Annotated in this window: 19 protein-coding genes; 14 read left to right on the plus strand and 5 right to left on the minus strand. The window is 75.0% G+C overall.

The features are described from left to right. Window positions 1–16: 16 nt before the first annotated feature. The 5 genes from C5N14_RS06515 to C5N14_RS06535 all read right to left on the minus strand — a co-directional run bounded on the left by C5N14_RS06515 (window position 17) and on the right by C5N14_RS06535 (window position 5,166). A complete protein-coding gene (locus C5N14_RS06515) occupies window positions 17–2,830 on the minus strand; it encodes an FtsX-like permease family protein (RefSeq protein ID WP_243639215.1) in 2,814 nt (937 codons plus the stop codon). Next, a complete protein-coding gene (locus tag C5N14_RS06520; RefSeq protein WP_117666947.1) occupies window positions 2,827–3,552 on the minus strand; it encodes an ABC transporter ATP-binding protein in 726 nt (241 codons plus the stop codon). The genes C5N14_RS06515 and C5N14_RS06520 overlap by 4 nt, the downstream gene beginning before the upstream one ends. Before the next feature lie 23 nt (window positions 3,553–3,575). Continuing rightward, complete coding sequence (locus tag C5N14_RS06525) at window positions 3,576–4,175, minus strand: PadR family transcriptional regulator (RefSeq protein WP_117666445.1); 600 nt, start codon at window positions 4,173–4,175, stop codon at window positions 3,576–3,578. Window positions 4,176–4,267: 92 nt separating this feature from the next. Next, complete coding sequence (locus C5N14_RS06530) at window positions 4,268–4,717, minus strand: ferritin-like domain-containing protein (protein ID WP_117666447.1); 450 nt, start codon at window positions 4,715–4,717, stop codon at window positions 4,268–4,270. Then, the gene (locus C5N14_RS06535; RefSeq protein ID WP_207892639.1) at window positions 4,714–5,166 is read right to left on the minus strand and encodes a hypothetical protein; all 453 of its coding nucleotides are present in this window, start codon (window positions 5,164–5,166) and stop codon (window positions 4,714–4,716) included. Before C5N14_RS06535 ends, C5N14_RS06530 begins: the two co-directional genes overlap by 4 nt. Before the next feature lie 228 nt (window positions 5,167–5,394). On the opposite strand from C5N14_RS06535, the gene rimP reads away from it, so the two are divergent. The 14 genes from rimP to C5N14_RS06605 all read left to right on the plus strand — a co-directional run bounded on the left by rimP (window position 5,395) and on the right by C5N14_RS06605 (window position 20,642). Beyond that, entirely contained in the window at window positions 5,395–6,087 is a 693-nt protein-coding gene (gene rimP, locus C5N14_RS06540; protein WP_117666449.1) for a ribosome maturation factor RimP, read from the plus strand. After that, entirely contained in the window at window positions 6,084–7,127 is a 1,044-nt protein-coding gene (gene nusA, locus C5N14_RS06545) for a transcription termination factor NusA (RefSeq protein WP_117666451.1), read from the plus strand. The genes rimP and nusA overlap by 4 nt, the downstream gene beginning before the upstream one ends. Window positions 7,128–7,143: 16 nt before the next feature. Then, window positions 7,144–7,476: a YlxR family protein gene (locus C5N14_RS06550; RefSeq protein ID WP_117666453.1), complete on the plus strand. Its 333-nt coding sequence runs from the start codon at window positions 7,144–7,146 to the stop codon at window positions 7,474–7,476. A gap of 93 nt (window positions 7,477–7,569) precedes the next feature. After that, window positions 7,570–10,584 carry a translation initiation factor IF-2 gene (gene infB, locus C5N14_RS06555; protein WP_117666455.1) on the plus strand — a complete coding sequence of 1,005 codons (3,015 nt, stop codon included), beginning with the start codon at window positions 7,570–7,572 and terminating at the stop codon, window positions 10,582–10,584. Between the two features lie 90 nt (window positions 10,585–10,674). Then, complete coding sequence (locus C5N14_RS06560) at window positions 10,675–10,971, plus strand: DUF503 domain-containing protein (RefSeq protein ID WP_117666457.1); 297 nt, start codon at window positions 10,675–10,677, stop codon at window positions 10,969–10,971. Between the two features lie 138 nt (window positions 10,972–11,109). Further along, window positions 11,110–11,601, plus strand: a complete 492-nt coding sequence (gene rbfA / locus C5N14_RS06565) for a 30S ribosome-binding factor RbfA (protein ID WP_117666951.1) — start codon at window positions 11,110–11,112, stop codon at window positions 11,599–11,601. After that, window positions 11,598–12,638, plus strand: coding sequence for a bifunctional oligoribonuclease/PAP phosphatase NrnA (locus tag C5N14_RS06570; RefSeq protein ID WP_117666459.1), 1,041 nt, complete (start codon window positions 11,598–11,600; stop codon window positions 12,636–12,638). Before rbfA ends, C5N14_RS06570 begins: the two co-directional genes overlap by 4 nt. Window positions 12,639–12,702: 64 nt before the next feature. After that, entirely contained in the window at window positions 12,703–13,110 is a 408-nt protein-coding gene (locus C5N14_RS06575) for a hypothetical protein (RefSeq protein WP_117666461.1), read from the plus strand. Then, window positions 13,110–13,319, plus strand: a complete 210-nt coding sequence (locus C5N14_RS06580) for a DUF6186 family protein (protein WP_207892624.1) — start codon at window positions 13,110–13,112, stop codon at window positions 13,317–13,319. Before C5N14_RS06575 ends, C5N14_RS06580 begins: the two co-directional genes overlap by 1 nt. A 631-nt stretch (window positions 13,320–13,950) precedes the next feature. Further along, window positions 13,951–15,267, plus strand: coding sequence for an MATE family efflux transporter (locus tag C5N14_RS06585; RefSeq protein WP_117666465.1), 1,317 nt, complete (start codon window positions 13,951–13,953; stop codon window positions 15,265–15,267). A gap of 149 nt (window positions 15,268–15,416) precedes the next feature. After that, window positions 15,417–16,301, plus strand: a complete 885-nt coding sequence (gene truB, locus C5N14_RS06590; RefSeq protein ID WP_117666953.1) for a tRNA pseudouridine(55) synthase TruB — start codon at window positions 15,417–15,419, stop codon at window positions 16,299–16,301. A 95-nt stretch (window positions 16,302–16,396) separates the two neighbouring features. Beyond that, a complete protein-coding gene (locus C5N14_RS06595) occupies window positions 16,397–17,326 on the plus strand; it encodes a bifunctional riboflavin kinase/FAD synthetase (RefSeq protein WP_117666468.1) in 930 nt (309 codons plus the stop codon). Between the two features lie 430 nt (window positions 17,327–17,756). Then, window positions 17,757–18,026, plus strand: a complete 270-nt coding sequence (rpsO, locus tag C5N14_RS06600) for a 30S ribosomal protein S15 (RefSeq protein WP_043962418.1) — start codon at window positions 17,757–17,759, stop codon at window positions 18,024–18,026. A gap of 231 nt (window positions 18,027–18,257) precedes the next feature. Further along, entirely contained in the window at window positions 18,258–20,642 is a 2,385-nt protein-coding gene (locus C5N14_RS06605; RefSeq protein ID WP_117666469.1) for a polyribonucleotide nucleotidyltransferase, read from the plus strand. Window positions 20,643–20,701 lie beyond the last annotated feature (59 nt).

Raw genomic sequence — 20,701 nt, forward strand, 5'->3', positions numbered from 1 at the left:
CGGCCCGCCGGCGCAGTCAGTCGAGGCGGCGCTCGACGGCCAGCCGGGACCGGGTGAACAGGCCCGCGCCGAGCATCGCCACCAGCGGCACCACCACCAGCACCCCCAGGGTGGGCCAGGGCACCACGACCGGGTACGGCTCCTGCACCGGCCAGGCCGTGGCGTACCGGCGGTTCGTGGCGGCCAGGACGATCACGGCGGTGCCCAGCCCGGCCACGATGCCCAGCGCCGAGCCGAGCCCGGCGATCACCCCGGCCTGGCAGAGCGACAGCACCCGGCGTAACCGGGGGCTGGCGCCCACGGCCGCCAGGGTGGACAGGTCGGCCCGTCCCTCGGCCGCGGCGAGGCCGGTGGCGACGGCCGCCGCGCCGACGGTGATCAGGCCGGAGGCGATGGCCAGCAGCAGCAGGACCGGCCGCCGGTCGATGTCCGGACGCCCGCGCTCGACGACCACCTCAAGCGGGGCGAGGCGCCGCAGCTCGGCGTCGAAGCGGTCCCGCTGGTCGGGGGTCGGCGCCGCGTCGGTGGCCAGGACATAGCCGACCTGGCGCGCGGCGAGCCCGATCCGGGCGGCGGCGGCGTGGGACAGCACGAGCTGGTCCACCTCGACCTCGCCGCGCAGCACGTACCCGGGCACGGTGGACCGGACGGTGCCCCTCGACTCCGGCTCGTCGGGCGTCCGGGTCGCCGCCAGGGTGACCCGGCCGTCGAGGACGTAGCGCGGGTCGGTCACCACGGCGCCGCCGGCCCGCAGCACTCGCCGGGCAGCCGCGACCTCCTGCGGGGCGGCGCCGGTGAGCGCGGCCAGCGCGTCGCCGTCGTCCACCACCGACGGCAGCGAGTAGCCGGAGTATCCGCCCGACAGCCATCCGACGCAGCGCGGATCGGCCCGGGCGCGCAGCCGGACGGCGGCGTCCCGGAACTGCGGCACCTCGTACGGGCAGGCCTGCCCGGGCGGCAACTCCGCCCGGACCTCGCACCACTCTCCGGCGGTGGCGGCGGGCGCGGCGCAGGCCGGGGCGTCGACCCGGGCCACCGTGCTGGGCGGCAGCTCGGCGGCAGCGACCTCGGCGACCCGGGCCACCGGCGGCAGCGGCCCGGTCGCGGCGCCGGAGTCGAGGACCAGGACGTGGCCGTACGGCAGGCCCGGCCGGTAGGTGGCCGTCGTGCGCGCGTCGTCGCTGGCCACGTACACGCCGAGGGCGACACTGCCGGCGACCGCGGCCATCACCGCCGAGATGGCCGGTGCGGCGGAGGCGCGGTTGCGGCTCGCGTCCCGCAGCGCGACCCGGGGGGCCAGCGGCAGCCACCGGCCGGCCCGGGCGAGCAACCCGACCAGCGTCGGGGTGGCGAAGACCAACCCCAGCTCGCCGAGGACCAGGCCGGCGAAGAGCACCGGCGTGACGCTGCGGGCGGCACCCAGCGCCGCCACCGCCGCGCCGCCGGCGGTCAGCGCCGCCCCGAGCAGCGGCCAGCGCCGCCGGTGCGGGGGCGGGGTGCGCCGGCCCGCCAGCCCGGCCACCACGTCCTGCCGGGCGGCGGTCCAGGCCGGCGCCAGCGCCGCGAGCACCCCGGCCAGCACCGCGACCGCGGCGATCGCCGCCAGGGCGGCCGGAAAGATCCGGTACGCCCCGAACCGCGCCTGGACGACGTACTCCTCCGTCAGGGGCCGGGCGGCGACCGCGGCGGCGATGCCCAGCGCCAGCCCGGCGGCGGCCCCGGCGCAGCCCAGCACCACCCCGTCGGCCAGCACGATGCGGCGCAGGTGGGCGGCGTCCCCGCCGGCCACGGCGACCAGGGCGAGGTCCCGCCGTCGGCGGCGCACCCCGACGGCGAACGCCGGCCCCACCAGCAGCACGACCTCCAGCAGACCGAGGCCGCCGATCAACACCGCGTTGCCGGCGTCCTCGGCGCTCACCGACGCGCCGAGCAGCCCGACGTCGACCCCGGGGTGGGGCGCCGGGGTGCGGGCGACCACCGCGATCCCGCGCGCGTTGAGCCGGTCGGTCAGTCCGGGGTCGACGTCGTCCGGCAGGTCGGCGAGCCACCTCGTCTCGCCCCGCGAACCGACCGGCGCGCGGGCCGTCGGTGGCAGGGCCACCATGGGACCCAGGTCGTCGGGGAACTCCACCACCCCGACCACGGTCCGGTCGCCCGAGCCGTCGGCCGGGGCGACCCGGTCGCCGGGCCGGACGTGCAGCCGGCGCAGCGCCGCCCGGTTCAGCCCGATCTCGTCGGCGGCCGTCGGCGGGCGGCCGGCGAGCTGCCGGGCCTGCCCGCGCAGCAGTGGATCGCCGAGGTCGAGCTGCCGGCCGTCGAACATCTCGCGCCGGTTGCCGACGCGCACCTCGAACGGCACCCACCACAGCACCTCGCCGACCCGGCTGCCGGGCGGCAGTTGGGCGGTCAGCTCGGTGGCGGTGACCGGCCGGGTCCGGTGCTGGACGCCGTCGCGGGGGTAGCTGTTGTCGCCCCAGGCGTCCTGCGTCAGCGGGCCGTCGGCCAGCCAGCGCAGCTCCGCGTCGGCGGTGCCGAGCTGCCGGTCGATCCGCTCGGCCCGGGTCAGCCGGGACATGTCGTAGCTGACGGCGGCGAAGGCCAGCGCCAGCACGGGAAGGGTGATCATCGCGAGCACCAGCGCGGTGCGTCCGCGGGCCCGCCCGGCCTCCCGCCGCGCGATACGCAGCGCGGCCCGCCAGGAGCGCAGGGCCGCCACGATCCGCCGTTGCCGGGCGCGGGCGTCGCCCCCGCCCGCCGGGGCCGGCCGCGGCACGTCGGCCGGGCGCCGGCCCTGCCGGAGCGGGGCGGTGGCCGCCCGCTTCGGGCTCACCGACCGCTGCCGGCCAGGAGCTGCTCGACGCCGCCCAGCGGCGCCGTCGAGTCCACCATGACCCCGTCGCGCAGGAACACCACCCGGTCGGCCCAGGCAGCGTGTCGGGCCTCGTGGGTGACCAGCACGGCGGCGGCGCCCGCGTCGACCCGGCGGCGCAGCAGGCGCAGCACCGCCTCGCCGGTCTGCGAGTCCAGCGCGCCGGTCGGCTCGTCGGCGAGGACGAGCCGTCGCTCGCCGACCAGGGCCCGGGCGATGGCCACCCGCTGCTGTTGCCCGCCGGACAACTGGTCCGGGAAGCGCCCGCCCAGCTCGGTCAGCCCCACCTCGTCGAGCGCGGCCCGGGCCGCCCGCCGCGCCTGCCGGACGCCGACGCCGTCCAGTTCGAGGGGGAGCGCGACGTTCTCGGCGGCGGTGAGACTGCCCAGCAGGTTGAGGTCCTGGAAGATGTAGCCGATCCGTCGGCGGCGCACCCGGGCCAGTGCCCGGCGGTCGAGCGCGCCCAGTGGCTGCCCCTCGACGAGGATCTCGCCCGCGGTCGGCCCGTCGAGCCCGCCGGCCAGGGCGAGCAGCGTGGACTTGCCGGAGCCGGAGGGCCCCATCACCGCGACCAGTTCGCCGGGGCCGACGGTGAGGCTGACGCCGCGCAGGGCGTGCACGACTGCCTCGCCGCTGCCGTGGGTACGGTGGACGTCGCGCAGGTCGAGCACCGCCGTGCCCACCTCCGGCGCGTCGTCCGGTCCGCTCACCGCCGTGCCTCCTCGCCGTTCCGACCCGCCGTCTCCGCCGTCCGGCCTGCCTCCGCCGGCCGGCCGCCGGGCCCCGTCGCCGGCCGGTGCCGCACGAGGCTCGTCTCGCAGTGGTCCAGCCAGCGGATCTCCGCCTCGGCCTGGAACACCATCGCGTCCAGCACCAGCCGCCAGGGCAGGTCCTCGGGACGGTCGCTGGCGTACTTCAGCCGGGTCAACTCCTGCAACGCCCGCATGGTGGCGGTGCGCTGGGTCTGCACCACCGAACGCACGTCCACGCCGGGGGTGGTCAGCGCCAGCGCCAGCTTGATGGCCAGCTCGTCGCGGGGCCGGTCGGTCCGGCTGATCGGGGTCGCGAACCACAGCGCCAGGTCCGCCCGCCCGGCGTCGGTGATCTCGTACGGCCGCTGCCCGCCCTCGTTCTCCGGCAGCGGGCGCACCAGCCCGTCCCGCTCCAGCCGGGACAGCGTGGTGTAGACCTGCCCGATGTTCAGCGGCCACGTCGAGCCGGTCGACTCCTCGAACGCGGCCCGGAGCTGGTAGCCGTACATCTGGCCGCGTTCGAGCAGCGCGAGCAGACCGTGACGGATGGACATGGCTCCGGAGTATGCATACCTGGTATGCCGTCCGCAACCGGGGGCGGTGGCCCGCGGCTCCACGGTGAGCAGCGGAAACGCTCCGCAGCCGGTCAGTCGGGCCGGCCGGGGAACGCGACGGTGACCGGGGTCACCCCGGCGGTGCGCCGCCAGCGGGTGGCCCGCACCGCGCAGTCGGTCAGCGCCGCGAGGGCCCGGTTGCGGTCCGCGCCGGTGGTGTGCGGCAGCGCCGCCCGCCAGAACGCGGCGGTGCGCTCCTCCACCTCGACCGCCAGCCGCAGCGCGCTGGCCGCGTCGGTGACGGGGAAGGGCAGCGCGTACCCGGCCTTGTCGGCGGGGACCGGGCCGCCGGCCGCGCTGAGCTGGAGCACCAGCGCGTCGCGCCGGGCCCGGTGCGCCGCCTCGGCCCGGCGGGCGGCCGTGCGGGCGGCGTCGGTGAGCCGGACCCCGATCGGCGCGTACGCGAAGACCGCGGCGTACTCGGCGGCGAGCGCGTCGGCCAGCGCCTGGGCCGGCCCGGAGGGTGCCTGTCGGTGGATCATTTCAGCGCCTCCACGTGGGTGGCCCGGGCGGCGGCGATCGAGCCGAGCAGCGCCGCCCGCCCGGCCGGCGCCCCGGCGCAGAGCTTCGCGGCCGACTCGCGCCCGCGCTGCTCCGCCTGCCGCAGGTCGGCCAGCGTCGCCGCCCGGTCGCCGCCGGCGCTGGCCCCGGCCGACGGCCCGCCCGGGGACGCGGACGCCGGGCGGCCGAACAGCGTCGCCAGTTCGGCGGCGTGCGCCTCGTGGGCCTCGGCGATCGGGGTGAGCAGCCCGGCCAGGCCCGGGTCGGCGGCCAGCGCGGCGCGGTGTCGGGCGGCCAGTTCGCGCGCCTCGGCGGCGAGTGGTTCGAGCGGATCGGGGGCCGGGTCCGGTTCCTCGCGGTCGAAAAGATCACAGCCGGTCAGCGGTGCGGCGGCACCGCCGAGCGTCAGCAGTGCGCCGGCCCGCAGCAGGTTTCGTCGGGAATGTCCTGGTGCCCGGTCGTGCTGTGTCGTTCTGCCCCTCGCCACCGGACAAGTCAACACCATCCGAGCACGGACGGGGGCGACCGGCGTCGGTGCGCCGCCCGGCCCGTCGCGCGGTGGGCGCGTTACGCTCTGCGCAGCCACCGGGGCGGAGCGCCGGTGGCGTGCCGGCATGGCGTCCGACCGGGCGCCGTCGATCACGAAAGGGTGCGCCAGATGACGCAGCGTGGCCGTGCCACCAGGTCGACGGGGCCGACGGGGAGACCCCGGCGCGCCGACGGCCCCCGGGGCGGTGACCGCGTCGGCGGCCCCCGGGGCGACCTCGCGGCCCGGCGGGCCCGGTTGCGCGCGGTGGTCGAGCCGGTCGTCAACGAGGCCGGGTACGACCTGGAGGACATCTCCGTCTCCCGGGCCGGCCGCCGGCACGTGGTGCGGGTGATCGTGGACGCCGACGGCGGGATCAGCCTGGACGCGGTGGCGGACGTCTCCCGGGCCGTCTCCGCCGCGCTCGACGCGGCCGAGGAGGCCGGCGGCGACATCCTGGCCGGTGAGTACCAGCTCGAGGTCAGCTCCCCCGGAGTGGACCGCCCGCTCACCCTGCCCCGGCACTGGCGGCGCAACGTCGGCCGGCTGGTCAAGGTGACCGCCAGGGCCGCGCTGCCCGGGCCGCGCGCCGAACAGCCCGCGGGCGACCGCCAGGTCACCGGCCGGGTGGTCGAGGCCGACGACGAGCGCGTGGTGCTGGAGACCGACTCCGGCCGCGCGGAGTTCCGTCACACCGAGCTCGGCCCCGGCCGGGTTCAGGTCGAGTTCCACCGCCTCGACGAGGCGGGCGACGACGAACTCGACGACATCGAGGACATTGACGACATCGACGACGAAGATGATGTGGAGGACGAGGAGAGGTGAACATCGACCTCGCGGCGCTGCGCGCACTCGAGCGCGAGCGGGAGATCCCGTTCGACACGATCCTCGCGGCGATCGAGACCGCGCTGCTGACCGCCTACCGGCACACCGACGGGGCCGAACCGCACGCCCGGGTGGAGATCGACCGGAAGTCCGGCGCGGCCCTGGTCTACGCCCAGGAGCTGGACGACGACGGCAGCGTGGTGCGGGAGTGGGACGACACCCCGCACGACTTCGGCCGGATCGCGGCCATGACCGCCAAGCAGGTGATCCTCCAGCGGCTGCGGGAGGCCACCGACGAGGTGCACTTCGGCGAGTACGTCGGCCGCGACGGCGACCTGGTCACCGGCGTGGTGCAGGCGCACGAGGCGCGGTCCGAGAAGGGCATCATCACGGTCGACCTGGGCAAGCTGGAGGGCGTGCTGCCGCAGTCCGAGCAGGTCCCCGGCGAGCAGCCCAAACACGGCGAGCGGATCCGCTGCGTCGTGGTGCACGTCGCCAAGGGGATGCGCGGCCCGCAGATCACCCTCTCCCGGTCCCACCCGGCGCTGGTGAAGAAGCTGTTCGCGCTGGAGGTCCCGGAGATCGCCGACGGCACCGTGGAGATCGGCGCCATCGCCCGCGAGGCCGGCCACCGCACGAAGATCGCGGTGCGTTCCACCACGCCGGGCGTGAACGCCAAGGGCGCCTGCATCGGCCCGATGGGCCAGCGGGTCCGCGCGGTGATGAGCGAGCTGCACGGCGAGAAGATCGACATCATCGACTGGTCGGACGACCCGGCCACCTTCGTCGGCAACGCGCTGTCGCCGGCCAAGGCGCTGCGGGTCGAGGTGGTGGATCTGGCCACCCGCACCGCCCGGGTGACCGTGCCGGACTTCCAGCTCTCGCTGGCGATCGGCCGGGAGGGGCAGAATGCCCGACTTGCTGCCCGGTTGACCGGTTGGCGGATCGACATCCGGTCGGACGCGGAGCAGACTTCCACGGCCGCGCGGAGCGGGGCCGATCACGTCCGGGAGCCGGGCGGAGCGATCTCGGGCAGCTAGGGGTAGACTTCTTCCGGTGGTACGACGCGCGCTGCCGGAGCGCACCTGTGTGGGTTGCCGGCGACGTGCGCCGGCCAGCGAATTGCTGCGGATGGTCGCGGTCGGGGACGAGGCTGGTCACAGCCTCCGGCCCGATCCGGCTCGCAGGCTGCCGGGTCGGGGAGCGAACATGCACCCAGATCCGGCCTGCTTCGCGCTGGCGGTGCGACGCCGCGCCTTCGGGCGTGCGTTGCGGGTCACCGGGGTCGTCGATCACGGTGAGCTGGCCGAGCATCTCGATGCGCCAACCACTACGTCCGGTCATCCCGACCGGGCGAGGGTCGCTAGCAAGGTAGGACGACCGACATGAGCACACGATGAAGTCCCTGAAATGACCAGGCTTCAAGTGCACGAGTGAGGTCGCTGCGGGTGCTGCCCGCACGACCTCGGAGTGAGGAGTGCAGTGGCAGGTAAGGCCCGCGTACACGAGCTTGCTAAGGAGCTCGGGGTCGAAAGCAAGACCGTTCTCGCCAAGCTGAAGGAAATGGGCGAGTTCGTGAAGTCCGCGTCCAGCACCGTCGAGGCGCCCGTCGCCCGGCGGCTGCGCAACGCATTCGTCGCCTCCGCCGGTTCCCCGGCGCCGGCCGCCCCTCCGGCGGTCGCACCGAGTCCGACGCCGACCCCGTCCCCGTCCCCGACCCCGGGTGCCCCCCGGGTCGCGGCGAAGCCGATGCCGCCGCGGCGGCCCGGCCCGCCGACCCCCGGCCCGAAGCCCAAGGGGCCACTTCCCGGCCCGCCGCAGCCGGTGACCCCGGTCGCCAAGCCGGCGAGCGCCCACGACATCGAGGTGGCGGCCGCCGAGGCGCGCGCCGCCGCGCTGAAGGCCGAGCAGGAGGCGGCGGTCAAGGCCGCCCAGGCCGCCCGGCAGCAGCAGCGGGAGAACGTCCGTCGGGAGCCCCCCACCGAGGGTGGTCCCCGCCCCGGCCCGCGTCCGGTTCCGGGCACGGGTCCGGGTGCGATGCCGCCCCGGCCGGGCTCCCCGGCCGCCGGTCGCCCCGGCGCGCCGGCCCCGGGCCCGGGTGCCCGTCCGGGCGGTCGTCCGCCGGCGCGCGGCGCCGGTAACAACCCGTTCGGCATCCAGGGCGGTCAGCAGCAGCGGCCCCCGGCCGCCGGTGGTGGCGGTCCCCGCCCGAGCCCGGCGTCGATGCCGCCGCGGCCGAGTCCGGCCTCCATGCCGCCTCGGCCCAGCCCGGCCTCCATGCCGAGCCAGCGCCCCGGTCGCCCCGGCGGCCCCGGCGCGGGTCGCCCCGGCGGCGGCGGTGGCGCGGGTCGTCCCGGTGGCGGCGGCGGTGGCTTCCGCGGCGGTCCCGGTGGTGGCGGTGGCGGCGGCGGTGGCTTCCGCGGCGGTCCCGGTGGTGGCGCCGGCGGTGGCGGTGGCTACCGCGGTGGTCCCGGTGGTGGCGGCGGTGCTCCCGGCGGCGGTTTCCGTCCGGGCGCCCCGGCCGGCGGCGGTGGTCGTCCGGGTGGTGGCGGCCGTGGCCGTGGCGGCGGCGCCGCGGGTGCCTTCGGGCGTCCGGGCGGTAAGCCGACCCGTGGCCGCAAGTCCAAGAAGCAGCGCAGACAGGAGTTCGACAACCTGTCGGCCCCGACCATGAGCTCGGGTGCCCCCCGGGGTCAGGGTCAGGTCGTCCGGCTCTCCCGTGGCGCCTCGCTGTCGGACTTCGCCGACAAGATCAACGCCAACCCGGGTTCGCTGGTCCAGGAGATGTTCAACCTGGGCGAGATGGTCACCGCGACCCAGTCCTGCTCCGACGAGACCCTGCTGCTGCTGGGTGAGCACCTCGGCTTCGACGTGCAGATCGTCAGCCCGGAGGACGAGGACCGCGAGCTGCTCGCGCAGTTCAACATCGACCTCGACGCCGAGGTCGCGGAGGACCGCCTGGTCAGCCGTGCGCCGGTGGTGACCGTCATGGGTCACGTCGACCACGGTAAGACCAAGCTGCTCGACGCGATCCGCAAGGCGAACGTCGTGGCCGGCGAGGCGGGTGGCATCACCCAGCACATCGGGGCCTACCAGGTCCACGTCCCGCACGAGGGCGAGGACCGGGCGGTGACCTTCATCGACACCCCGGGTCACGAGGCGTTCACCGCCATGCGTGCCCGTGGTGCCCAGGTCACCGACATCGTGGTGCTGGTGGTCGCGGCCGACGACGGCGTGATGCCGCAGACGATCGAGGCGTTGAACCACGCCAAGGCGGCGGACGTGCCGATCGTGGTCGCGGTCAACAAGGTCGACAAGCCGGAGGCGAACCCGGACAAGGTCCGCCAGCAGCTGACCGAGTACGGCCTGGTCGCCGAGGAGTACGGCGGCGACACGATGTTCGTCAACGTGGCCGCGAAGCCGGGCATCGGTATCGACGAACTGCTCGAAGCGGTCCTGCTGACCGCCGACGCGTCGCTGGAGCTGACCGCTCCGATCGACGGGCCGGCGCAGGGTGTGGCCATCGAGGCGCACCTGGACAAGGGCCGTGGTGCGGTGGCGACGGTGCTGGTGCAGAAGGGCACCCTGCGGGCGGGCGACTCGATCGTCGCCGGCGGGGCGCACGGCCGGGTCCGGGCGATGCTCGACGAGAACGGCAACCAGGTCGCCGAGGCGGGCCCCGCCCGTCCGGTGCTGGTGCTCGGTCTCACCGCGGTCCCCGGGGCGGGCGACACCTTCCTCGCGGCGGCGGACGACCGTACGGTGCGCCAGATCGCCGAGCAGCGGCAGGCACGACGGCGGGCGGCGTCCTTCGCCAACTCCCGCGGCCGGGCCACCCTCGAAACGCTCATGGAGCAGCTCAAGGAGGGCGAGAAGACCTCGCTCAACCTGGTGCTCAAGGGCGACGTCTCCGGTTCCGTGGAGGCCCTCGAGGACGCGCTGTTCAACCTCGACATCCCCGAGGAGGTCCAGCTCAGGATCATCCACCGGGGTGTGGGTGCGATCACCGAGAGCGACGTCATGCTCGCGAGCGCCTCGTCCGAGGCGGTCACGATCATCGGCTTCAACGTGCGGGCCGCCAACAAGGTCCGCGAGATCGCCGACCGCGAGGGCGTGGAGATCCGGTACTACACGGTCATCTACCAGGCCATCGAGGAGATCGACGCCGCGCTCAAGGGGCTGCTCAAGCCGGAGTACGAGGAGGTCGAGCTGGGCAGCGCGGAGATCCGCGACGTCTTCCGCTCGTCCAAGGTCGGCAACATCTCCGGCTGTATCGTCCGGTCCGGCATCATCCGCCGCAACGCCAAGGCGCGGCTGCTGCGGGACGGGTCGGTCGTGGCGGACAACCTCACGATCAGCTCCCTCAAGCGGTTCAAGGACGACGCGACGGAGGTCCGCGAGGGCTTCGAGTGTGGTCTGACCCTGGGCGGGTACAACAACGTCCAGGTCGGCGACGTCATCGAGACCTTCGAGATGCGGGAGAAGCCGCGCGCCTGATCCGTTCGACACCCTGATCAAGGGGTTTACGCCCGCAACGGCGTAAACCCCTTGATCATGTGGGGGCCACAGCGGGTATCGTCCGGGGCGATGTTCACCGGAACCGCGGTCTTCGACCTGCTGCTGCCGGGCGACTCCCGGTCGCTCAAAGCCAAGAGATCATATGTACGGCCGATCGTGGCGGCGCTGCGCCGCTTCGAGGTGTCGGCCGCCGAGGTGGGAGCGCTCGACCTGCACGGTCGGGCGGAGATAGCCGTGGCCGTGGTGGCCGCGGAGGGCGCGCACGTGCGCGAGGTGCTCGACTCGTGCGAGCGCCTGGTCGCGGGCCGTCCCGAGGTCGAGCTGCTGTCGGTGCGCCGTCACCTGCACGGCGACGGCGACGACTGAGCGGCGCCGGGCGTTGCCGCCCGTGCCCGGCGGTCGACCCGACCGCGAAGGTAGTGTTCGAATTGTCGGCCGGTCGGATCCGGCGGCGCTCCGCGCCGCCGCTCCGGCCGGGAGCAGGACGCCGTGGAGGTGGGCGAGATGACGGATCCGGCCAAGGTACGCCGGCACGCGGAGCGGATTCGCGAACTGGTCGCGTCGGTGGTGCGGAGCCAGATCAAGGACCCCCGGCTCGGCATGATCACCATCACCGACGCCCGGATCACCGCCGATCTGCGCGACGCGACGGTCTTCTACACCGTCCTGGGCGACGCGGCGGCGCAGTCCAGCACGGCGGCGGCGCTGGAGAGCGCCAAGGGGATGCTGCGCAGCACGGTCGGCAAGGCCCTCGGGCTGCGCCACTCGCCGTCGCTGACCTTCGTCCTCGACGACGTGCAGGACCAGGTCAAGCAGATCGACGACCTGCTGGCCCAGGCCCGCAGCGCCGACGCCGAGGTGCAGCGCCTCGCCGCCGGTGCCCGGTACGCGGGCGACGCCCAGCCGTACCGGCTGGAGGACGAGGAAGACGCCGACTCCGCCGACGGGGCGGACGCCGACGCCGAGGACGCCCCCCGCGGCACGGACCGGCGGTGACCGGTCCCGACGCCGGGCCGGCCGACACCGGCCCGGGCGAGGCCGACTGGGCCGCCGCCGTCGCGGCGGTGCGCGGCCTGTCGCCCGACGCCCGGGTCCTGCTGATCTGCCACGTCAACCCCGACGGGGACGCGCTGGGCAGCATGCTCGGCTTCGGGCTGGGCCTGCGCCAACTCGGCGTACGCCGGTTGCAGGCGACCTTCGCCGGCCCGCCGGAGGTGCCCGAGCCGATCCGCGGCCTGCCCGGGATGGACCTGCTGGTCCCGGAGGCGGACGCGGACCCGGCGCCGGAGCTGGTCGTCTGCTTCGACGCGGCGAGCGAGTCGCGGCTCGGCGGCCTGGTCGACCGGCTGGAGACCGCCGGGGCGGCGCTGGTGCTCGACCATCACGCCTCGAACACCCGGTTCGGCGGGATCAACCTGGTCGACCCCCGGGCGGCGGCCACCTCGGTGGTGGCCGAGGAACTGCTGGCCCGGCTCGGGGTGACCCTGGACGCCGCGATCGCCGAGTGCCTCTACGTGGCCCTGACCACCGACACCGGGTCGTTCCGGTTCGAGGCGACCACGCCGGCGGTGCACGAGCTGGCGGCCCGGCTGCTGGCCACCGGCATCCGGCCCGGCGACATCTCGCGCCGGGTCTTCGACACCCGGCCCTTCGGCGCGGTGCGGCTGTTCGGCGAGGTGCTCTGCCGGGCCCGCCTGGAGCCGGCGGCGGCCGGGGGCCACGGCCTCGTCTGGACGTACGCCACGCTCGACGACCTGGCCCGGCACGACCAGCGACCGTACGTGCTGGAGGCCCTGATCGACTCGGTCCGGTGCACCGCCGAGGCCGACGTGAGCTGCGTGGTCAAGCAGGTCCGCCCGGCGGAGTGGGCGGTGTCGATGCGCAGCAAGGGCGCGGTGGACGTGAGCCGCGTCGCGGTCGCCCTCGGCGGCGGGGGGCACCGGCTCGCGGCCGGCTTCACCGGTCGCGGCACCGCCGAGGACGTGCTGGCCGGCATCCGCGCCGAGCTGGACAAGGCGTTGATCGCTTCGTAGATCAGGGAAGACTCCGGGGGGTGCTGGTCTTCCCGCGCTCCGTCACGGCGGGGAGAATTGCGGGATGGATCACCCGCGCGAGCTCGCCGGCACGGAGCCCCGGGTCTGGGACCGTCCCGTGGTCTCCGTGCCGATGCTGGTCTGCCTCTCCCTCGTCGGCGGGCAACTGCCCTCGTTCTCCGCCTCGGCGAACCTCTACACCCTCGGCACCGGGGGCGCGTTGATCTGGCTGGGCCTGGGCGCCCGGGTGCCGCGCCGGCCGGCACCCCGCCGGCTCGGCACGGGCGCGGTCTGGTGGCTGCTCCCGGTGGCCGTGTTCGGCGTGTTCGAGGGGACCACCTTCGTCCTGCACGCCGGCGACGACTTCCCCACCTTCTCCCGGCTGGCCGACCCGTTGCTGGAGGACGAACTGGTCCGCTCGGCGGCTTGGTTCGCCTGGCTCGCCGCGTTCTGGGGGCTGGTGCGGCGATGATGCGGGCACTCGCCATCGGCGGCTTCGTCATCGCCCTGGCCCTCTTCGCCGCGGTCGAGTGGGCCGCCCGTCGCCCCGGCTCCCGGATCCCGTCGCTGGCCGACGTCTGCGCGTACGTGATGCGCTACGAGGTGGGCCCGGTGCCCGTCGGCCGGATCGGCCTGTTCGGCTTCTGGTGGTGGCTCGGCTGGCACTTCCTGGCCCGCTGACCCGGTTACCGTTCCGTGATCCTCGCCCGCTCGGGGGCATCCCAACGTGTCCAGATGGCGGGAACAGTGGGCAGCATGTGGACCTGAACGATAGCTTGGGAATCGATCGGCGCCGTGCGTCATGGCGCAGGTCACCGGTGGTGGTGCCGCACCCGGTGCCGCCTCCCTCCAGGGTCCGACCGACCCGGGCCAACGCGCCCAGACCGGCCGCTCCGGTGATCCCGGGCCGCCCGGCGGGTGCCAGCACGACCGGCCGCAGGGCCACCACGTCGCCGTGGCCCGCACCCTGGAAGGACCGAGCCATGCCGAGCAAGCCCAAGCCCGAGAACACCGACGAGGCGCGCGAGCAGGCTCGCCGCGCGCTCCAGACGTCGATGGACACCCGTCAGTGACCCAGGCCGACCCGCGGTGATGCCGACCACGTCCCACGACGCCGGCGTCACCGACCGCCGGGTGCCACCCGCCCGGCCCTGATCCACCCCGCACGCCGCGCCCGTGCTCTTTCTGGGAAAGAGTGCCTTCGGGGCGCCGTGAGGCCACTCTTTCCGAGAAAGTGCATGGACGCTCGGCGGGGGCGGTAAGTTGTCGGGGGTGTTGCGGTCCTTACGGGATCGTGCCAGGATCGGCGGCGATGAGTCCTTCCGCCCCGTCCGTCGTCGCCTCTCCGCGACGGATCGCCGCGCTGGCCCTGCCGGCTCTCGTGGTGCTGGCCGCCGAGCCGCTCTACGTCTTGGTCGACACGGCCGTGGTGGGGCACCTCGACCGGGTGGCGCTCGCCGCGCTCGCCGTCGCGGGCACCGTGATGACCCTGATCGCGTGGCTGGGCACCGTGCTGGCGTACGGGATCACCGGGCGCGCCGCCCGCCGGTTCGGCTCCGGCGACCGGGCCGCCGCCGTGGCCGAGGGCGTGCAGGCGTCCTGGCTGGCCCTCGGCGTCGGGGTGCTGGTCGCGCTCGGCATGCAGCTCGGTGCCGGCCCGCTGGCCGACGCGCTCGCCGGGCCCGGCGAGGTCGCCGACGCGGCTGGGCGGTGGCTGCGGGTCGCGGCGCTCGGGGCCCCCGGGCTGCTGCTCGCCGCGGCGGGCAACGGGTGGCTGCGCGGCGTGCAGGACACCCGCCGGCCGCTGTGGTTCGTGCTCGGGCCCAACCTGCTCTCCGCGCTGCTCTGTCCGCTGCTGGTCTACCCCGTCGGGTGGGGGCTCACCGGCTCGGCGGTGGCCAACGCGGTGGCCCAGAGCATCTCCGGCGGGCTGTTCGCCGCCGCGTTGGTGGGCGAGCGGGTGGCGCTGCGTCCCCGCCCGGGGGTGATCCGCCAGCAGCTCGTGCTCAGCCGGGACCTGCTGGTCCGGGGCGTCGCCTTCCAGGCCAGCTTCCTGTCCGCCACCGCCGTCGCCGCCCGGTTCGGCGCGGCGGCGGTCGGCGCCCACCAGATCGCCGTACAACTGTGGTTCTTCACCGCCCTGGTGCTCGACGCCGTCGCGATCGCCGCGCAGGCGCTGATCGGCGCGGCGCTCGGGGCCGGCGACGACGACGGGGCCCGCGCCCTGGCCCGGCGGGTGGCGTTGGTCGGCGCCGCCTGCGGCGTGGCGTTCGCGGCGCTCATCGCCGCCGGGGCCGGCGTCGTGCCGGGGCTGTTCAGCTCCGACGGGCAGGTCCGCGACCAGGCCATGGTCGCCTGGCCCTGGCTGGTGGCGTTGCAGCCGATCGGTGGCGTGGTGTTCGCCCTCGACGGGGTGCTGATCGGCGCGGGTGACGTCCGCTACCTGCGCAACCTCACCATCGTCGCGGCGTTCGGCGGCTTCCTGCCGGCGATCTGGCTGACGTACGCCTTCGACCTGGGCCTCGGCGGGATCTGGGCCGGGCTGACCCTGTTCGTCCTGCTCCGGCTGGTCGCCCTGCTGCTGCGGCTGCGCTCCGGCGGCTGGGCGGTCGTCGGCGCGGTCCGCTGACGGCTCACCAACCCTCGCCGTCGTCCGCCCACCGGCCCTGTCGTAGCTGTCGCCGGTGGGCCCGGCGCGGCGGCTGTCCGGGTCCGCCCCGGGCGGTGGCGTCGTGCCGGCGACAGGGCCCGCGCGCCGGTCTGGCAGGCTTGGCGATCGTGAGCGCAGACGGTCTGATCGTGGTCGACAAGCCCGGCGGCATGACGTCGCACGACGTGGTGGCGCGGATCCGCCGGCTGGCCCGGACCCGCCGGGTCGGGCACGGCGGCACGCTCGACCCGATGGCCACCGGCGTGCTGGTCATCGGGGTCGGCCGGGCCACCCGGCTGCTGACCTACGTCATCGGCGCCGGCAAGAGCTACGCGGCCACGGTCCGGCTGGGCCAGGCCACCGTCACCGACGACGCCGAGGGCGACGTGCTGGCCACCACCCCGGCCGGGACGGTCACCGACGAGGCGGTCCGGTCGGCGTTCGCGGCGCTGACCGGCGAGATCGACCAGGTGCCGAGCGCGGTCAGCGCCATCAAGATCGACGGCCAGCGGGCGTACAAGCGGGTACGCGAGGGGGAGAGCGTCGAGCTGCCCGCCCGCCGGGTCACCGTGAGTCGCCTCGACGTGCGGGCCATCCGCCGGGACACCCCCGACGTGGTGGACGTGGACATCGACGTGACCTGCTCGTCCGGGACGTACATCCGGGCGCTGGCCCGGGACGCGGGCCTGGCGCTCTCCGTCGGCGGCCACCTGACCGCGCTGCGCCGCACCGCGGTCGGCGGCTTCACCCTGGCCGAGGCGGCGACCCTCGACGAGCTGGAGCGGCGCGCGCCCGAGGTGGTGAACCTGCCGCTCGACGCGGCGGCCGACCGGTTCTTCCCGCGCCGGGAGGCCGGCGCCGACGAGGCCAGGGTGCTCTCCCACGGCGGCCCGCTGGACCCGGCCGGCATCGCCGGGCCGTACGCGGTCTTCGGACCCGACGGCGGCCTGATCGCTATCGTCAGCGAGCGGGACGGGCGGGCCCGCGCGGAGATCGTGCTCGCCCCGGCCTGACCGGCGGGTGGGGAGCCGCCGGCCGGCCGGCGGGAAGACGGCCGGCCGGCCGTCGCCGGGGTACGGCCGGTCGCGAAAGGCAGGGGAGGAGCGTCATGCAGCGGTGGCGGGGGTACGACGCGGCGCCCGGCGGCTGGGGCCGTTCGGTCGTCACCATCGGCGTCTTCGACGGCGTGCACAAGGGGCACCAGGCGACCATCGGGCACGCCGTGGCCCGGGCGCGGGAGCTGGGCGTGCAGTCGGTGGTGGTGACCTTCGACCCGCACCCGGCCGAGGTGGTCCGCCCCGGTTCGCATCCGGCGGTGCTCACCGAGCCGGCCCGCAAGGCCGAGCTGATCGAGGCGCTCGGCGTCGACGCGCTCTGCGTGGTGCCGTTCACCCCGGAGTTCTCCCGGGTGCCGGCCGAGGCGTTCGTGCACGACCTCCTGGTCCAGCACCTGCACGCCGCCCTGGTGGTGGTGGGGGAGAACTTCCGGTTCGGGCACAAGGCGGCCGGCGACGTGGCGCTGCTGGAGCGGCTCGGCCGGACGTTCGGCTTCTCGGTCGAGGGGGCGCCGCTGGTCGCCGAGGACAGCACGGTCTTCTCCTCCACGTACATCCGGGCCTGCGTCGACGCCGGTGACGTCGCCGCAGCGGCTGCCGCGCTGGGCCGTCCGCACCGGATCGAGGGGGTGGTGGTCCGGGGCGACCAGCGCGGCCGGGAACTGGGCTTCCCCACCGCGAACCTGCTCTGCCACCGCTACGTGGCGGTGCCCGCCGACGGCGTCTACGCCGCCCGGCTGGTCCGCCGGGGGCACCGGGAGCGGCTGGCCGCCGCCGTCTCGGTCGGCACCAACCCGACGTTCTCCGGCCGGGAGCGGCGGGTCGAGGCGTACGCGCTGGACTTCTCCGGGGACCTGTACGGCGAGTGGCTGGCCCTGGACTTCGTCACCCACCTGCGCGGCCAGGTGCGCTTCGACTCGGTCGAGCCGCTGGTCGCCCAGATCACCGAGGACGTCGAGCGCGCCCGCCGCGCACTCGGCTGAGCCGAGTGGCGTGCCTCTCGGCGTCGCCCGTTGGCCCCGGCCCGGGGGCCGGCCCGGCTCTTGATCCACACGAGGTCAGTGACGTCGTGGCTTCTGGGGCCCGGGATGCCGCGATGTCAGTGACATCGTGCTGGCCGCTCGGCCCTGCCCCTCTCGCCCTGCCCCGCGTTTCGCGTTCCGGCTCGCGTTTCGCGTCGGCTCGCGTTTCGCGGTCCGGCCTCGGCCCAGGCCAGGCCGGGTCCCGTCGGTCGGTCGGGCCGCCCTTGGCGGGCGGTTCCGGCGCGGGCTGGTAGTCTGGCGGGGACGTCGACTAGCCGACGTGGGGCCTCGCGTGCCTGCACGACGCCGCGGGTGCGAGGTGCCGGTCCGTCTCCGGTCCACCGACCGACACGACGGGCAGCAGTGACCAACCCATCGAAACAGGGAGAACATGGCGCTCGACCAGGAAGCCAAGGCCAAGATCCGCGCGGAGTACGCGACCGCCGAGGGCGACACCGGTTCGCCGGAGGTGCAGGTCGCGGTCCTCACCAAGCGGATCGCCGAGCTCACCGAGCACCTGAAGGTGCACAAGCACGACCACCACAGCCGTCGTGGGCTGCTGCTGCTGGTCGGCCGTCGCCGTCGGCTGCTCAACTACGTCCAGAAGAAGGACATCAACCGCTACCGGTCGCTCATCGAGCGGCTCGGCCTGCGCCGGTGACGTGACGGGGGAGCGACCCAGCGGGTCGCTCCCCCGATCGGCGTCCACCACCTGACGAAACAGGGGCCGCGCGACCACCCGACAGGGAGCCGGTCAGCGTACCGGTCTCCGGTAGTGGCCCCCGGGAACCCCGGCAGCTCGCCGGCACCCCGGGCGCTTCGATCGAAGACCGGCCGTCTGAGCAGCTCCCCGCGTCGTGGGCCCCCCGATGCGAAGGAGCACCACCGCACCATGACCGAGCACAACCTCGGCACCGAGTCCCGCACCGCCGTGATCGACAACGGGTCCTTCGGCACCCGGGAGATCACCTTCTCCACCGGCCGGCTGGCCCGCCAGGCCGCCGGCTCCGTCGTCGCCCAGCTCGGCGAGACGGTCGTCCTGTCCGCCACCACCGCCGGCAAGCAGCCGAAGGAGCAGTTCGACTTCTTCCCGCTGACCGTCGACGTCGAGGAGCGGATGTACGCCGCGGGCCGGATCCCCGGCTCGTTCTTCCGCCGCGAGGGCCGCCCCAGCGAGGACGCGATCCTCACCTGCCGGCTGATCGACCGGCCGCTGCGCCCGTCGTTCGTCAAGGGCCTGCGCAACGAGGTCCAGGTCGTCGAGACCATCCTCGCGCTCGACCCGAAGCACCCGTACGACGTGGTGGCCATCAACGCCGCGTCGATGTCGACCAAGCTGTCCGGCCTGCCGTTCTCCGGCCCGATCGGGGCGACCCGGGTCGCGCACATCGACGGCCAGTGGGTCGCCTTCCCGACCCTGGAGGAGCTGGCCCGGGCCACCTTCGACATGGTCGTGGCCGGCCGCACCCTCGCCGACGGTGACGTGGCGATCATGATGGTCGAGGCCGAGGCGACGCCGAACGCCGTGACCCTGATCGCGGGCGGCGCCACCGCCCCGACCGAGGAGATCGTCGCCAGCGGCCTGGAGGCCGCCAAGCCGGCGATCCGCGAGCTGTGCCGCGCGCAGAGCGAGCTGGCCGAGGTGGCCGCCAAGCCGGTCGCCGAGTTCCCGGTCTTCCTGGACTACCAGGCCGACGCGTACGACGCGGTGGCCGACCTGGCCCGCGCCGAGGTCGCCGAGGCCCTGAAGATCGCCGGCAAGGCCGACCGCGAGGAGGCCCTGGACCGGGTCAAGGCCAAGGTCGCCGAGGAGCTGGGCGGTCGCTTCGAGGGCCGGGAGAAGGAGCTGTCCGCCGCCTTCCGGTCGCTGACCAAGTCCGAGGTGCGCAACCGGGTGCTGCGCGAGCAGGTCCGCATCGACGGCCGCGGCCCGCGCGACATCCGCCCGCTGACCGCCGAGGTCGGCGTGCTGCCCCGGGTGCACGGCTCGGCGCTGTTCGAGCGGGGCGAGACCCAGATCCTGGGCGTCACCACCCTGAACATGCTGCGCATGGAGCAGATGGTGGACACCCTCTCGCCGGAGAACCGCAAGCGCTACATGCACAACTACAACTTCCCGCCGTACTCGACCGGTGAGACCGGCCGGGTCGGCTCGCCGAAGCGGCGCGAGATCGGCCACGGCGCGCTCGCCGAGCGGGCGCTGATCCCGGTGCTGCCGTCGCGCGAGGAGTTCCCCTACGCCATCCGGCAGGTCTCCGAGGCGCTCGGCTCCAACGGCTCCACCTCGATGGGCTCGGTCTGCGCCTCGACGCTGGGCCTGCTGTCGGCCGGTGTGCCGCTGAAGGCGCCGGTCGCCGGCATCGCCATGGGCCTCATCTCGGACGAGGTGGACGGCAAGACCCACTACGTGACGCTGACCGACATCCTCGGCGCCGAGGACGCGTTCGGCGACATGGACTTCAAGGTCGCCGGTACGCCGGAGTTCGTCACCGCGCTCCAGCTCGACACCAAGCTCGACGGCATCCCGTCGGACGTGCTGGCCGCCGCGCTCCAGCAGGCGTACGAGGCCCGGCAGACCATCCTCGACGTGATGCAGCGGGCCATCGAGGCCCCGGCCGAGATGTCGGACTACGCGCCGCGGGTCACCACCGTGAAGATCCCGGTCGACAAGATCGGCATGGTGATCGGCCCGAAGGGCCAGACCATCAACGCCATCCAGGACGAGACCGGCGCCGAGATCTCCATCGAGGACGACGGCACCATCTACGTCGGCGCGACCAACGGCCCGTCGGCCCAGGCCGCGGTCGAGCGGATCAACGCGATCGCCAACCCGACCCTGCCGAAGATGGGCGACAAGTTCCTCGGCACGGTGGTCAAGACCGCCGCGTTCGGCGCGTTCGTCTCGCTGCTGCCGGGCCGCGACGGCCTGCTGCACATCTCCAAGGTGGGCGACGGCAAGCGGGTCGAGCGGGTCGAGGACTTCCTCAACGTCGGCGACAAGGTCGAGGTGGAGATCGCGGACATCGACGCCCGCGGCAAGATCTACCTCGACAAGGTCCGCCCGGAGGGCGCCGAGGCGCCGGCCGCCACCGGCGAGGTCGCCGGCGACGAGCGGCCGGCCGGCCGGGGCGGCGACCGGGGCCCGCGCGACCGGGGCGACCGCGAGCGCGGCGGCGACCGGGGCGGTCGTGGCCCGGGCGGCGGCGAGCGCGGCCCGGGCGGCGGCGAGGGTGGCGAGGGCGGCGAGCGTCCGCGCCGCCGGACCCGGCACAGCTGACCCGCGTACCCCAGCACCACCCACCCCTCGTCGAACTGAGAGCAGGTTTCTGTGAGTCG

Origin of the sequence: Micromonospora sp. MW-13 (genome assembly GCF_003434305.1) — a bacterium.
GTDB lineage: Bacteria > Actinomycetota > Actinomycetes > Mycobacteriales > Micromonosporaceae > Micromonospora.

Coding starts and splice junctions, on each gene's coding strand:
- C5N14_RS06525 (WP_117666445.1), bottom strand. CDS start 4,175: ATGTCCATCCGTCACGGTCTGCTCGCGCTGCTCGAACGCGGCCAGATG.
- C5N14_RS06530 (WP_117666447.1), bottom strand. CDS start 4,717: ATGATCCACCGACAGGCACCCTCCGGGCCGGCCCAGGCGCTGGCCGAC.
- rimP (WP_117666449.1), top strand. CDS start 5,395: ATGACGCAGCGTGGCCGTGCCACCAGGTCGACGGGGCCGACGGGGAGA.
- C5N14_RS06560 (WP_117666457.1), top strand. CDS start 10,675: ATGTTCACCGGAACCGCGGTCTTCGACCTGCTGCTGCCGGGCGACTCC.
- rbfA (WP_117666951.1), top strand. CDS start 11,110: ATGACGGATCCGGCCAAGGTACGCCGGCACGCGGAGCGGATTCGCGAA.
- C5N14_RS06575 (WP_117666461.1), top strand. CDS start 12,703: ATGGATCACCCGCGCGAGCTCGCCGGCACGGAGCCCCGGGTCTGGGAC.
- C5N14_RS06580 (WP_207892624.1), top strand. CDS start 13,110: ATGCGGGCACTCGCCATCGGCGGCTTCGTCATCGCCCTGGCCCTCTTC.
- C5N14_RS06585 (WP_117666465.1), top strand. CDS start 13,951: ATGAGTCCTTCCGCCCCGTCCGTCGTCGCCTCTCCGCGACGGATCGCC.
- C5N14_RS06595 (WP_117666468.1), top strand. CDS start 16,397: ATGCAGCGGTGGCGGGGGTACGACGCGGCGCCCGGCGGCTGGGGCCGT.
- rpsO (WP_043962418.1), top strand. CDS start 17,757: ATGGCGCTCGACCAGGAAGCCAAGGCCAAGATCCGCGCGGAGTACGCG.
- C5N14_RS06605 (WP_117666469.1), top strand. CDS start 18,258: ATGACCGAGCACAACCTCGGCACCGAGTCCCGCACCGCCGTGATCGAC.